Below are 12987 nucleotides of genomic sequence, written 5' to 3'. Positions count from 1 at the left end.
TCCTTACGCGGCATCCTCGAACTGGGCGTAGCCGGAGGCTTCCAGCTCCAGCGCCAATTCCTTGCCGCCGCTCTTCACGACGCGGCCCCTGGACATCACGTGCACGACGTCGGGCACGATGTAGTTCAGCAGCCGCTGATAATGGGTGATGACGACCATCGCGCGCCCCGGCGAGCGCAGTGCGTTGACGCCGTCGGCCGCGATGCGCAGCGCGTCGATGTCGAGGCCCGAATCCATCTCGTCGAGGATGCACAGGCTGGGCTCGAACAGCGCCATCTGCAGCACCTCGTTGCGCTTCTTCTCGCCGCCGGAGAAGCCGACATTGACACCGCGCTTGAGCATGTCCTGCGGGATGTTCAGCGACTTCGAGACTTCGCGGACCTTCTTGAGGAAGTCCGGCACCATCAGCTCGCTCTCGCCGCGCGCCTTGCGCTGCGCGTTCAGCGCCGTGCGCAGGAAATTCATGGTGGTGACGCCGGGGATCTCGACCGGATATTGGAACGCCAGGAACACGCCCTTGGCGGCACGCTCGTCGGGATCCATCTCCAGCAGGTCCTCGCCCCTGAACAGGATCTGGCCGTCGGTGACCTCGTAGCCGGGCTTGCCGGCGATGACATGGGAGAGCGTCGACTTGCCGGAGCCGTTCGGCCCCATGATCGCGTGCACCTCGCCCTCGTTCACGGTCAGCGTCAGCCCGTGGAGGATCTCACGCTCCTCGACACGAACCTTGAGGTCTTTCACTTCAAGCAAAGCCATAATGTTTTTCCATCTATCCCCTCATCCCAGGGAGCGCCGCAGGCGCGTCTCGAAGGATTGAGGCCACCAATCTTTCCGGTATCCATCCTTCGAGGCGGCCGCTTGCGCGGCCTCTTCAGGACGAGGTCCGAGCTAGCCGACCGACCCTTCGAGCGAGATCGAGATCAGCTTCTGCGCTTCCACCGCGAACTCCATCGGCAGCTGCTGCAGCACGTCCTTGACGAAGCCGTTGACGACGAGGCCGACCGCTTCTTCCTGGCTGAGCCCGCGCTGGATGCAGTAGAACAGCACGTCCTCGGAGATCTTCGAGGTCGTCGCCTCGTGCTCGAAAGTCGCCGAGGAGTTCTTGGCCTCGATGTATGGCACCGTGTGCGCGCCGCATTTGTCACCGATCAGCAGCGAGTCGCAGGCGGTGAAGTTGCGCGCGCCGGTCGCTTTCCGGTGCGCGGTGACGAGACCGCGATAGGTGTTCTGCGACTTGCCGGCGGCGATGCCCTTGGAGATGATCCGGCTCGACGTGTTCTTGCCGAGATGGATCATCTTGGTGCCGCTATCCACCTGCTGATAGCCATTCGAGATCGCGATCGAGTAGAACTCGCCACGGGAATTGTCGCCGCGCAGAATGCAGCTCGGATATTTCCAGGTGATGGCCGAGCCGGTCTCGACCTGGGTCCAGGAAATCTTCGAGTTGGCGCCCCGGCAGTCGCCACGCTTGGTGACGAAATTGTAGATGCCGCCCTTGCCTTCGGAATTGCCGGGATACCAGTTCTGCACCGTCGAATATTTGATCTCGGCGTCGTCGAGGGCGACGAGCTCGACCACGGCGGCATGCAGCTGGTTCTCGTCGCGCTGCGGCGCGGTGCAGCCTTCGAGATAGGAAACGTAGGAGCCCTTGTCGGCGATGATCAGCGTACGCTCGAACTGGCCGGTGTTGCGCTCATTGATGCGGAAATAGGTCGACAGCTCCATCGGGCAGCGCACGCCCGGCGGCACGTAGACAAACGAGCCGTCGGAGAACACCGCCGAGTTCAGCGTCGCATAGAAATTGTCCGAGGTCGGAACCACCGAGCCCAGATATTTCTGCACCAGCTCGGGGTGCTCTCGTATGGCTTCCGAGATCGGCATGAAGATCACGCCGGCCTTCTTCAGCTCAGCCTTGAACGTGGTCGCAACCGAGACCGAATCGAAGACAGCATCGACCGCGATCTTGCGGCGGGCCGGATCTTCCTCGCCGGGCTTGGGCTCGACGCCTTCGAGCATGGCGACTTCCCGCAAGGGGATGCCGAGCTTCTCGTAGGTTTTCAGGATCTCCGGATCGATCTCGTCGAGCGAGGAGACCGTCTTCTTCGGCTTCGGCGCCGCGTAGTAATAGAGGTCCTGGAAGTCGATCTTGGGATAATCGACGCGGGCCCAGGTCGGCTCCTGCATGGTCAGCCAGCGCCGATAGGCTTCCAGCCGCCACTGCAGCATCCAGGCGGGCTCGTTCTTCTTCTGCGAGATGAATTTTACGATCTCTTCCGACAGCCCCTTGGGGGCCTTCTCGGAGTCGATCAGGGTCTCAAACCCATAACGATACTGGTCGACGTCGATGCGCTTCACGCGCTCGACCGTCTCTTGTACGGCTGGCATTCCATCCTCCGCTCGCGGTTTCAAGGACCGCGGTGGATCAAACTCGGACGAGTATTACGATATTTCTCTGCGGAAAGCACGGCTTAGAACCGTTCAAGCCGTGTTTCGTCGCTTAGCCCTTAAGTAGGGTATTACCAAGCTTTCGCCAAGCCTCTAACGCCCTATTGATGTCCGCCGGTTCCGTGGACCAGCCCAGACTGAGACGCACCGCTCCCTGGGCCACCGCGGGATCATAGCCCATCGCCGACAGGACGTGAGACGGCTGGACCTTTCCGGAGGAACAGGCGGAGCCGGAGGAGACCGCGATGCCTTCCAGATCGAAGCCGATCACGGCGGTTTCGGCCTTCAAGCCGGGCGCCGTCAAGAGGACGGTATTTGGTAACCGCGCCACGTCTTTCGCAAAAACGGTCGTCCCGGGAACCTCGCGGAGGCCATTTTCCAAGCGATCTCTGAGACTTGCCATACACTTCACATCCTCCGGCATAGCCTGAAGCGCAGCCTTCACCACCGCCCCGAAGGCGGCGATCCCGGCAATGTTCTCGGTTCCGGCCCGGCGGCTGAACTCCTGTCCGCCGCCCCGCAGCACCGGCTCAAGGCCGCTTATCCCATCGGCCATCGCCAGGGCGCCGACCCCCTTGGGGCCGCCGATCTTGTGCGCAGAAAAGGTCGCAAGGTCGGCGCCTACTGAATTGATATCGAACGGTATTTTGCCAAGCGCCTGGATCGCGTCGACATGCAGCAGGCCGCCGGCCTCGTGGACGATGGTTGCAGCCTCCGTGACGGGCTGAAGAGCGCCGGTCTCGTTGTTGGCGGCCATGATCGAGACCAGGGCCGGCGGGCCGCCCTTCAGCAGCGCCTTCAAATGATCGAGGTCGACCACGCCGGAGCGCGTGACCTGGATCACCCCGATCTTGTCCGCCGGGAACCGGCCGCCGGCCAGCACCGAGGCGTGCTCGACCGCCGAGACCAGCAGCCGCTCGACGGGTGCGCCGGACGGGCCCCGCAAACCCGGCGAGAGCGCCAGCGCATTGGCCTCGGTTCCGGCGGAGGTGAAGACGATGTTGCGCGGCTGCGCCCCCACCGCGGCGGCGAGTGTCGCGCGGGCTTCTTCGACCAGCCGCCGCGACTCCCGCCCCTCGGCATGGACCGAGGATGGATTGCCGACCAGGTCGAAGGCCGCGACCATCGCCGCCCGCGCCTCGGGGCGCAGCGGCGTGGTCGCATTCCAGTCGAGATAGACACGGTTCGGCATCTGGCCCTCTTAGCACCTTTTGTCGTCCGGCCAATCGGACGGCGTGCGCTCGTCAGGCCGGCTGCTGCTCCATCCTCGCAACACTTCGCGGCACCGCGCGCAACCCGAACAGCGGCCGCAGCCAGGCAACGCGTCGGACGATCTCATAGCTCGCCACACATGTGAGCGCGGTCCCGGCGATGACAATGGACGCTTCGATCCCAGCCGACAGACCGCTGCCATGCAATTGATGCGCGATCACGATGATCGCGGTCTGATGCACTATGTAGTACGGGAAGATCGCGTCGGTCAGATAGCGCCGCGCCGGGCTGTCGGCTGTAAGATAGCGCCGGGCAAAGCCCAGCACGACGGCGATCGCGAGCCATTGATAACAGCCATAGGCCGAGGCGGCGAACCACTTCAGCATGGGCGACGGCGCAAACAGGCCGGCGCGTACCAGGATGAAGCCAGCGAAGCACGCGGCGGCGGCCAGCAGGGCCGCCCAGCGCAGGCGTTCGAGTTCGCGCCAGATCCCCTCCTGCTTGGCCAGCAGGAAACCGATCAGGAAGGCCGTGGCGTGGTCCGCGTGGTTGTACCAGTCGCCAAACAGCGCGTGTGTCGACGGGAAAGCCGGGAACAGCACCAGGCGCCAGGCCGCATACAGCAGGCAGGGCGCGATCAGGAGCCATGGGCCGGTAAGCGCACGAGCCAGCTTTCGGCCAAGCCAGTCAGCGCCGGCCGGCCATAACGCGAGCACGCCGATCAACGCCATGGTGTAGACCCACAGATAGACCACGAACCAGAGGTGGTTCCAGGTCGGCAACACGATGCACGGCTTCGGACAGAATTGCGCGCCGAAGGCGAAGTAGTGCCTGGCGTAGAAATCGAAGAAGCCGGCGGGATAGCCGAGGCTTTCGACGATCTGGAGATAGGCCTGCGGCGGCACGATCACGAGCATGCCGAAGATCAGCGGGATCAGGAGCCGCGCCGATCGCGCACCGGCAAGCGAGGCGAGGCTGGACTTGCCGAGCATGAAGCGGGTGGCAACCCCAGACACCAGGAACAGAAGCGACAGCCGCCATGGGTTGAGGAAGAGCATCACCGGTTCCAGCCACGTCAGCCGGTGCGTGCTCTTGATGTGAAATCCCCAGGACATGTAGAGCATGCCGACGTGGTAGAAGATGAGCAGCGCGAAGGCTAAAATCCGCACCCAGTCCAGGTCGATACGCCTTTCAGAGCTTTGGGATTGCTGTGGTGTTGTCATGGTTTTCTGCTCCTTGACGGGACGACAAACGCGGTTTTGGGGCCAGGACTGACGAAAATGGCTGACACCGAAAATGCTCCGCCTGCGGCGCGCGTCGAGCCGGTTTGGGATCAGAATCGGACACGAGGGGATGAGCTGCCGGCGGCTGGGACGAGTCGCGGGACTTTCGGGATCAGCGGCGGCGACCGGATGATGTTCGCAGCGATCGCGGCCGTCGCGCTCGTGATCGGAATCGTCAATGCGTTTTCGTTCGCTCAGGACGCGGCCTGGCGCGGCGACAGCTACGACATCGGCCGGCGGTTGTTCTGGGAGATGTCGAGCATCGCCGTCATCCTGCTGTTGCTGCCGATCCTGGTTTTGGCGGTCCGCCGCATGCGCCGGACAGCCGGCCTCGCCGCCCAGGCGGCCATCGGGGCGATCGCCCTGCTCGGCTTCTCCACCCTCCACATCACCGGCATGGTCTGGGTGCGGAAGCTCGCGCTCTGGCTCGCCGGCGGCGCCTACGATTTCCGTTTCTCGCTCGCGACGGTCCTGTATGAATTCCGCAAAGACGCCGTGGCCTTTGTTCTGATCGCCGCCACGATCTGGCTGCTCGAAAGCCGGCGTGAGCTGAAGAGCGCGGCAGTCGCATCGTCGGCGCCGCCCACCCCGAAGCAGCCATCGTCCGCCGATCTGATCTGGCTGCGCGACGGCACCAGCCGCATTCGCGTGGTGCCGCGCGATATCCTCTGGGTCGCGTCAGCCGGCAATTACATCGAATATAGCCTCGCCGACGGCACCCAGCACCTCATACGGGGCACGCTGGCAGCGGCGGAAAGCGAGCTGGCGCGCTTTTCCATCGTTCGCGTCCACCGGACCAAGCTCGCCAATCTCGACCGGGTGCGCGGCGTGGACCTCAAGCCATCAGGGGATTTCGAGCTCGCCTTCGACAACGGCCAGACGCTCGGCGGCAGCCGGCGCTACCGGCCGGCGGTCGCATCGCTGGGAAGCCGAACCGCGCCAGCGGGAATCGCCCCAGGCGCCCCCTAAACAATCGTGATTTCAATAAGTTGGATAGCACCCTTCGGCAGGACGGCCGGCTCTTGCCGTGCTTCGGTTGATTCAGGCAGGTCCAGGTCGCGGCAGGCAAGCCAGAGATGACAATGCAATGACTGGCTAAGCTCTTGAGCTGATTGAGAGATGTCGAAGAAGCTTGCTTTTTGACCCTGGCCTTGTGTTAGAAGCGCGCGTCAGTTCACCTGCGCGCCACTCGCGCATCATCCGAGGGCGCGCCTCTCCACCCTTCATCCGTGCTCTCGTCGGCGGCAACGCTGCGAGAGCCACAATCGGACGATTGCGCAGGGATCACCTCCAAGGGACTTAGATCAGAGATCATCGATGCCTGAAGTCATTTTCACCGGCCCCGCCGGCCGCCTCGAGGGCCGCTATCACCCGGCCAAGCAGAAGAATGCGCCGATCGCGATGATCCTGCATCCGCATCCGCAGTTCCACGGCACGATGAACCATCAGATCGTGTACCAGTGCTACTACGCCTTCGCCCATCGCGGCTTCTCGGTGCTGCGCTTCAATTTCCGCGGCGTCGGCCGCAGCCAAGGCGCGTTCGACCACGGCACCGGCGAATTGTCCGACGCGGCCGCCGCGCTCGATTGGGCGCAGACCATCAATCCCGAGGCGCGCGCCTGCTGGGTTGCCGGCTTCTCCTTCGGCGCCTGGATCGGCATGCAGCTCTTGATGCGCCGCCCCGAGGTCGAGGGCTTCATCTCGATCGCGCCACCGGCCAACCTCTACGACTTCTCGTTCCTCGCGCCCTGCCCGTCCTCAGGTCTGATCGTGCATGGCGAGAAGGATGCGGTGGTGCCGCCCAAGGACGTCAACACGCTGGTCGAGAAGCTGAAGACCCAGAAAGGCATCGTAATCGATCAGCAGATCATCCCCGGCGCCAACCACTTCTTCGACTCCAAGCTCGAGCCGCTGATGGAAACCATCACGGCCTATCTCGACATGCGCCTCGCCAACGTGCGGTAATATCTTCCGACGTGGATGGGTTCGCGGCATGGCTGCGAACCCATCACCCTGGAGATTGCGAGCGATGAAGGCGTATCTGGTTCTTGATCTCTCGGTGAACGACTACGCCGGATTCAAGACTTACATCGCTGAAGTTCCGGCGTTCATCGCCAAGCACGCAGGGCGATACATCGTCCGCGGCGTCGAGCCGACAACGATTGAGGGCGACTGGGCGCCCGAGCGTCTCGTCATCATCGAATTTGCGGACCGCGAGAAGGCTCAGGCCTTCTTGGATGATCCTGAGATTCAACCCCTGTTCAAACTGCGTCAGGCGACGACGACCAGCAGGCTGCTGCTCGCGGATGGGTGCATCTGATCGCAGCAACTGACTACGCCAGCTTGAGCGCGACGATCCCCATCAAGACGAGCGCGATGCCGGCAAGCTTCATCGCGCTCAAGGTCTCGCCGAACAGCACCACGCCCATCAGGAACGTGCCGGCCGCGCCAATGCCGGTCCACACCGAATAGGCGACGCCGACCTCGAGCACCTTCAAGGCGCGCCCGAGCAGGAATACGAAGGCGGCGAGCAGCACGAGCGAGGCGATGCTCCAGCCGGCGCGCGTGTAGCCTTCGGCATATTTCATGGTGATCGCCCAGCCGACGTCGAGCAGGCCCGCGATCACCAGCATGAGCCAAGCAAGGGATTGCGACATCGGACGGGGCTCACGCCGCGAGCTTGAGCAGATGCGCGTCGTGGCGAATGAGGAAGGCGCGCAACAATTGCGGATAATCCGCCCCGACCGCGCCGCGCACGCTCGGGCGCTTTGCGAGTTCGGCGCGCCAGGCGCGCACCTTCGGCACGTCGTTGAAAATGCCGTGCTCGGTCAGTTCGTCGAACAGATCGAAGTAACGGAAGACAGGTGCGAACACCGCATCGACCAGACTGAACGCCTCGCCGGCGAAGTACGGGCCCGCGCCGAGCGCGGCCTCGACCCGCGCGAATTTTGCCGCGAGTGCATGGCGCTTGCTCTCGAACGTCGCCGGATCGGTCGTGGTTTCCAAGCCCCAGAGGTCGCCGAGGATCGCCGAGCCGAACTCCATCCAGGCGCGGTGCTCGGCCCGCTTCAGCGCGTCGACCAGATGCAGCTTCGCGCCGCCTTGGGTTTCCTCGATGTATTCGCAAATCACGTTGCTCTCGAACAGCGCGACCTCGCCCTGCTCCGTCGTCACCACCAGCACCGGCACCTTGCCGAGCGGCGAGAGCTTCAAGAACCAGTCCGGCTTGTTGGCGAGATCGATGTCGATCCGCTCGAACGGCACGCCCTTCTCCTTCAGCGCGATCACAGCGCGCTGCACGTAGGGACAAAGCTTGTGGCTGATCAGTTTCAGTGAAGCGGGCGTATTAAGCGACGATGTCATGGCAACGATCCCGGCGGTTAGATGCAATTGCATCCTATATAGATGCATCTGCATTCACTCGTCAAGATCGATGCATTCGCATCAACCAAGCGTGATCCTCAGGCAGTCATCTTCAGGGCCTGGCGATCACCCCGCCGGTCATCGGCATCGGCACGCCCGTGGTCGCGGGATAGGACAGCGGCAGGCCCTTCATGCCGCGGACCGCGAGAAAGCCGAAGGCCTGCGCCTCGATGGCGTCCGAGGCCCAGCCGAGCGTTTCGGCCGCCTCGACGCTGGCCGAGCCCACCCGCTCCCGCAGCATCCGCAGCATGGTGAGATTGCGCGCGCCGCCGCCGCAGACGATCCAGCTGCGCGGCCGGCGGGGCAACAGCGGAATGATGCGGGCGATCGCGGCGGCGGTGAAGGCGGTCAGCGTCGCTGCGCCGTCGGCAGGCAGCACCTCGCCGAGCCGCAGCGCCGCGAAATCGTTGCGGTCGAGCGATTTCGGAGGCGGGCTTGCGAAGAACGGCAGCTCCAGCGCCCGCGCGATCCAGGCTTCATCCACCTTGCCGAGCGCAGCGAACTTTCCGTCGGCATCGAACGGCTGGTTCATGGTGCGGTACATGAAATCGTCCAGCAACGCGTTGCCGGGGCCGGTGTCGCAGGCGATCAACGCATCGTTGCCGTCGATATAGGTGATGTTGGAGACGCCGCCGATATTGACCACGACGATCGGCCCTTCGCGCTCCAGCGAATGGGCGAGCGCGCGGTGGTAGACCGGCACGAGCGGCGCGCCCTGCCCGCCAGCCTCGACGTCGGCGGCGCGGAAGTCGTGCATCACGGGAATATGGATGGCCCTTGCGAGCGCCGGCGCGTCGCCGATCTGCACCGTTAGCCGCCTCTCGGGCCGGTGCAGCACGGTCTGGCCGTGGAAGCCGACAATGTCGACGTCCTCCGCCCTCATCCGATTCTGGGCGAGGAAGGCCGCGACCGCTTCGGCATGGGCCTGCGTCACCGCACGCTCGGCATCGCCCAGACTGCCCGGGCGGGCGTCGCGTTGCTGCAGATGCACGGCCTCGCTCAGCGCCTGGCGCAGCAGGTTGCGCTCGGCCGGGCCGTAGGGCCGGTAACCGGACGGTCCGAACGCCTTCACCTGTTTTCCGTCGGTCTCGATCAGCGCGACATCCACCCCGTCCAGCGAGGTGCCGCTCATCAAACCGAGTGCCGTCAACATCATGGACCAGCATCCTCAAGAGACCCGCGCTGGCATGCCGATCTTGTGCCAGAGGGGCACATCTTATAATGCCAACGCGCCAAGTGGCGGGCGGCCAACCGGGTTCCCGCGGAAGACCCTTAAATTGCCCCCAAAACGGTAAACCAAGAATTGTCAGGCACGCCGACAGATGACTGCATTTAAATCGGATTTCCTCAACACCCTGCAGGAACGTGGATTCATCCACCAATGCTCCGATTTCGAGGGGCTGGACGCGCTCGCCGCCAAGGGCGAGGCCACCACCTATGTCGGCTACGATTGCACCGCCCGCTCGCTGCACATCGGCAATTACCTGACCATGATGATGCTGCACTGGCTGCAGCAGTCCGGCAACAAGCCGATTACGCTGATGGGCGGCGGCACTACCATGGTGGGCGATCCCTCCGGCAAAGACGAGACGCGCGCGATGCGCACCATCGCCGAGATCGAGGCCAACAAGGAATCGATCCGCGGCGTGTTCGCCAAGGTGCTGCGCTACGGCGAGGGCAAGAGCGACGCGGTCATGCTCGACAATGCGGAATGGCTGACCAAGCTGAACTGGATCGAGATGCTGCGCGACGTCGGCCGGCACTTTTCGGTCAATCGCATGCTGACCATGGATTCCGTGCGGCTGCGCCTCGAGCGCGAGCAGGAGATGAGCTTCATCGAGTTCAACTACATGGTCTGCCAGGCCTACGACTTCGTCGAGCTGGCCAAGCGCACCGGCTGCCGCCTACAGATGGGCGGCTCGGACCAATGGGGCAACATCATCATGGGCGTCGATCTCGGCCGCCGCATGGGCACCCACCAGCTGTTCGCGCTGACGACGCCGCTGCTGACGACCGCCTCGGGCGCCAAGATGGGCAAGACCGCTCAAGGCGCGGTGTGGCTCAACGCCGACCAGTTCAGCCCTTACGACTTCTGGCAATACTGGCGCAACACCGAGGACGCCGACGTCGGCAAGTTCCTGAAACTGTTCACGACACTGCCGATGGCCGAGATCAGGAAGCTCGAGGCGCTCGGCGGCTCGGAGATCAACGAGGCCAAGAAGGTGCTCGCAACCGAAGCGACCGCGCTGCTGCACGGCCGCGACGCCGCGAACGAAGCCGCCGAGACCGCGCGCCGCACCTTCGAGGAAGGCGCGCTTGCCGAGAGCCTGCCGACCGTGGAAATTCCGCGCGGCGAACTCGACGCCGGCCTCGGCGTGCTCAACGCCTTCGTCAAGGCTGGCCTCGTCGGCTCCAACGGCGAAGCGAGGCGCCAGATCAAAGGCGGCGGCCTGCGCGTCAACGACGCGCCCGTCACCGACGAGAAGATGGCGCTGTCGGCAGGCCACCTGACGCCGGAAGGCGTGATCAAGCTGTCCTTTGGCAAGAAGAAGCACGTGCTCATCAGGCCTGCATAGGCGTATGAGCTTTTCACTGCTTGTCAGGGCGCACGGATGCGCGCTCCCTGACGGCAATGAAACAGGACAGGCCCAAGGAAACGAAAGCGGAAACGACAGCGGAAACGGGCAAGGAAAGGGTCGGAGGCGCCCGGCGGGACGCGGTGCGCACCGCACTCGTCGTGCTCGGCCTCTGCTTCACGCTGGCTGTTCTTGGCCGGGGCTTGAGCGAGAGCTTCACGGTCTTCCTCAAGCCGATCTCCGAAAGCCTCGGCTGGGATCGCGCCCAGGCCGTCTCGATCTACTCCCTCACCTGGCTCGTCAGCGGGCTGACCGCACCCTTGGTCGGGCGCCTGTTCGATCATTCCGGGCCACGGCTCGTCTATGCGCTCGGCTTGCTCCTGCTCGGTTCGGCCTTTCTGATCGCGAGCCATGCGCACGCGCTCTGGCAATTCCAGCTCTCGATCGGCATCTGCGTCGGCATCGGCGTTGGCTTCATCGGCAATGTGCCGAACTCGATCCTGCTCGGCCGCTGGTTCGGACCAAAGCTGCCGACCGCCATGGCGGTGGTCTATTCGGCGATGGGCGGCGGCGTGCTGGCCTTGCTGCCGGCATCGCAGCTTCTGATCGATCATCTCGGCTGGCGCGAGACCTATCAGCTGTTCGGCTTTGCAGCGCTCGGGCTGCTGGCGCCGCTGTTGCTGCTGCCCTGGCGCATGTTCGCGGCCGGCTCGCCGCACGTCGCCAAGAAGAGCGATCCTGACTTCGTCGACAGCGGCTGGACGCTTGCGAGCGCGATGCGCCACCACGCATTCTGGGCGCTGTTCTCGACCTTCTTCTTCACCGCGGTCGGCATGTATGCGATCGCGGCGCAGATCGTGGCCTATCTGATCGACGCCGGCTTTCCGCCGCTCCAGGCCGCGACCGCCTGGGGCTTCTCCGGAATCGTGCTGGTGTTCGGCATGCTCGGCATCTCCGCGCTCGACGGCCTGATCGGACGGCGGCCGTCGGTGCTGCTCAGCTACGCGATCTCGATTCTCGGCATCGTTCTGCTCTGGCTGCTGCAGTACTATCCGAACGTCATTCTGCTCACCGGTTTCGTCGTCTGCTTCGGCAGCATGATGGGCTCCCGCGGGCCGCTGATCAGCGCCACCGCCATGAAGATCTTTCGCGGCAAACGCGTCGGCACCATCTTCGGCACGATCTCGATCGGCAGCGGCCTCGGCTCGGCCTTCGGTTCATGGAGCGGCGGCCTGATCCACGATGCCACGCACGGCTACGATCTCCTGCTCGTCTTCGCACTTGCGAGCGTGATCCTCGGAATGATTCCGTTCCTGGTCGTCCCTGCTTTGCGGGAGTAGGTCTCCCCGACGTAACCTGCACACCCTGGTTTCACCGGAATCCTACGGACGAGCGCGAGGCGAACGTGCAAAAAAGAGGGTCGCGTGCAGCTGGTGGCGGCGCCTTGCGGTGTTTTGTCCGACATGACGAAAATGTCAGCGCTGAATTGATGCTGGTGGCTTGCGAGGCGGAAGCGAATGCGGTCCAAGTCGCAGCATTGGGTCCAGCATTGGATGGAGGGCAAACCAATGGACTTTCCTTATCTCACTCGCTTTCAACCGGTTCTCCTGAGCCTGTTTCGCTTCATCACCGGCCTGCTGCTGTTCCAGTACGGCGTCGCCAAGCTGTTCAAGTTTCCGGCTGTCCCAATGTTCGCCAAGGTCGAGCTGATGTCGCTTTACGGCGCCGCCGGTGCGCTCGAACTGGTGCTTGGCGGGCTGCTCATGATCGGCCTGTTCTCGCGCCTCGCAGCCTTCATCTTGTCCGGTGAAATGGCTTTCGCCTACTTCATGGGCCACATGTTCAGGGGCGAGACGCCGATCTTCCTGCCGCTGCTGAACAACGGCACCCTGGCGATCCTGTTCTGCTTCGCCTGCCTGTATCTCTCGGCGGCGGGCGGAGGCCCGGTCAGCGTCGACGCAGCGATGGGCAAGAAATAGCCGCCGGACCGGCGGGCGCATCCGCGCCCCGCTGAAGCACATCTCATCCGCTAAGCACGAGGATGGCGC

At 64.0% G+C, this 12987-nt stretch carries 13 protein-coding genes; 6 read left to right on the top strand and 7 right to left on the bottom strand.

Annotated elements, in window-relative coordinates; all coding sequences use genetic code 11:
* Nucleotides 1–3: 3 nt before the first annotated feature.
* From sufC to I6F33_RS07660, 4 genes are all read right to left on the bottom strand, one after another.
* On the bottom strand, nt 4–756 hold the full coding sequence (gene sufC / locus I6F33_RS07675; protein WP_035999976.1) for a Fe-S cluster assembly ATPase SufC: 753 nt from the start codon (nt 754–756) through the stop codon (nt 4–6).
* A gap of 132 nt (nt 757–888) precedes the next feature.
* Nucleotides 889–2385 carry a Fe-S cluster assembly protein SufB gene (gene sufB / locus I6F33_RS07670; protein ID WP_036033568.1) on the bottom strand — a complete coding sequence of 499 codons (1497 nt, stop codon included), beginning with the start codon at nt 2383–2385 and terminating at the stop codon, nt 889–891.
* Nucleotides 2386–2497: 112 nt separating this feature from the next.
* Nucleotides 2498–3637 carry a cysteine desulfurase family protein gene (locus I6F33_RS07665; protein WP_225141817.1) on the bottom strand — a complete coding sequence of 380 codons (1140 nt, stop codon included), beginning with the start codon at nt 3635–3637 and terminating at the stop codon, nt 2498–2500.
* 52 nt (nt 3638–3689) lie between these two features.
* On the bottom strand, nt 3690–4880 hold the full coding sequence (locus tag I6F33_RS07660; RefSeq protein ID WP_225141814.1) for an acyltransferase family protein: 1191 nt from the start codon (nt 4878–4880) through the stop codon (nt 3690–3692).
* Between the two features lie 189 nt (nt 4881–5069).
* Here I6F33_RS07660 and I6F33_RS07655 point away from each other — a divergent pair, with 189 nt between their 5' ends.
* The 3 genes from I6F33_RS07655 to I6F33_RS07645 all read left to right on the top strand — a co-directional run bounded on the left by I6F33_RS07655 (nt 5070) and on the right by I6F33_RS07645 (nt 7260).
* Nucleotides 5070–5909 carry a LytTR family DNA-binding domain-containing protein gene (locus tag I6F33_RS07655; RefSeq protein WP_225141812.1) on the top strand — a complete coding sequence of 280 codons (840 nt, stop codon included), beginning with the start codon at nt 5070–5072 and terminating at the stop codon, nt 5907–5909.
* A 348-nt stretch (nt 5910–6257) separates the two neighbouring features.
* Nucleotides 6258–6905, top strand: coding sequence for an alpha/beta hydrolase (locus tag I6F33_RS07650; protein WP_035999994.1), 648 nt, complete (start codon nt 6258–6260; stop codon nt 6903–6905).
* 64 nt (nt 6906–6969) lie between these two features.
* Nucleotides 6970–7260, top strand: coding sequence for a DUF1330 domain-containing protein (locus I6F33_RS07645; RefSeq protein ID WP_225125548.1), 291 nt, complete (start codon nt 6970–6972; stop codon nt 7258–7260).
* A gap of 13 nt (nt 7261–7273) precedes the next feature.
* On the opposite strand, the gene I6F33_RS07640 is transcribed toward I6F33_RS07645, so the two are convergent.
* The 3 genes from I6F33_RS07640 to I6F33_RS07630 form a co-directional block, all read right to left on the bottom strand.
* Nucleotides 7274–7597: a multidrug efflux SMR transporter gene (locus tag I6F33_RS07640; protein WP_225125549.1), complete on the bottom strand. Its 324-nt coding sequence runs from the start codon at nt 7595–7597 to the stop codon at nt 7274–7276.
* 10 nt (nt 7598–7607) lie between these two features.
* Nucleotides 7608–8303 (bottom strand): glutathione S-transferase family protein, encoded by a 696-nt coding sequence (locus I6F33_RS07635; protein WP_225141810.1) that lies wholly within the window; start codon nt 8301–8303, stop codon nt 7608–7610.
* A 112-nt stretch (nt 8304–8415) separates the two neighbouring features.
* Nucleotides 8416–9519: an anhydro-N-acetylmuramic acid kinase gene (locus tag I6F33_RS07630; protein ID WP_225141798.1), complete on the bottom strand. Its 1104-nt coding sequence runs from the start codon at nt 9517–9519 to the stop codon at nt 8416–8418.
* A gap of 166 nt (nt 9520–9685) precedes the next feature.
* Here I6F33_RS07630 and tyrS point away from each other — a divergent pair, with 166 nt between their 5' ends.
* The 3 genes from tyrS to I6F33_RS07615 all read left to right on the top strand — a co-directional run bounded on the left by tyrS (nt 9686) and on the right by I6F33_RS07615 (nt 12918).
* Complete coding sequence (gene tyrS, locus I6F33_RS07625) at nt 9686–10939, top strand: tyrosine--tRNA ligase (RefSeq protein WP_128261852.1); 1254 nt, start codon at nt 9686–9688, stop codon at nt 10937–10939.
* A gap of 56 nt (nt 10940–10995) precedes the next feature.
* Nucleotides 10996–12279: an MFS transporter gene (locus I6F33_RS07620; protein ID WP_225141796.1), complete on the top strand. Its 1284-nt coding sequence runs from the start codon at nt 10996–10998 to the stop codon at nt 12277–12279.
* A gap of 228 nt (nt 12280–12507) precedes the next feature.
* The gene (locus tag I6F33_RS07615) at nt 12508–12918 is read left to right on the top strand and encodes a DoxX family protein (protein WP_036000011.1); all 411 of its coding nucleotides are present in this window, start codon (nt 12508–12510) and stop codon (nt 12916–12918) included.
* Nucleotides 12919–12987: the final 69 nt, after the last annotated feature.

Source organism: Bradyrhizobium sp. BRP20, from assembly GCF_020194215.1.
Classification (GTDB): domain Bacteria; phylum Pseudomonadota; class Alphaproteobacteria; order Rhizobiales; family Xanthobacteraceae; genus Bradyrhizobium; species Bradyrhizobium yuanmingense.
Note: the sequence above shows the minus strand (reverse complement) of the source record. Positions and strands in the feature narration are given on the sequence as shown.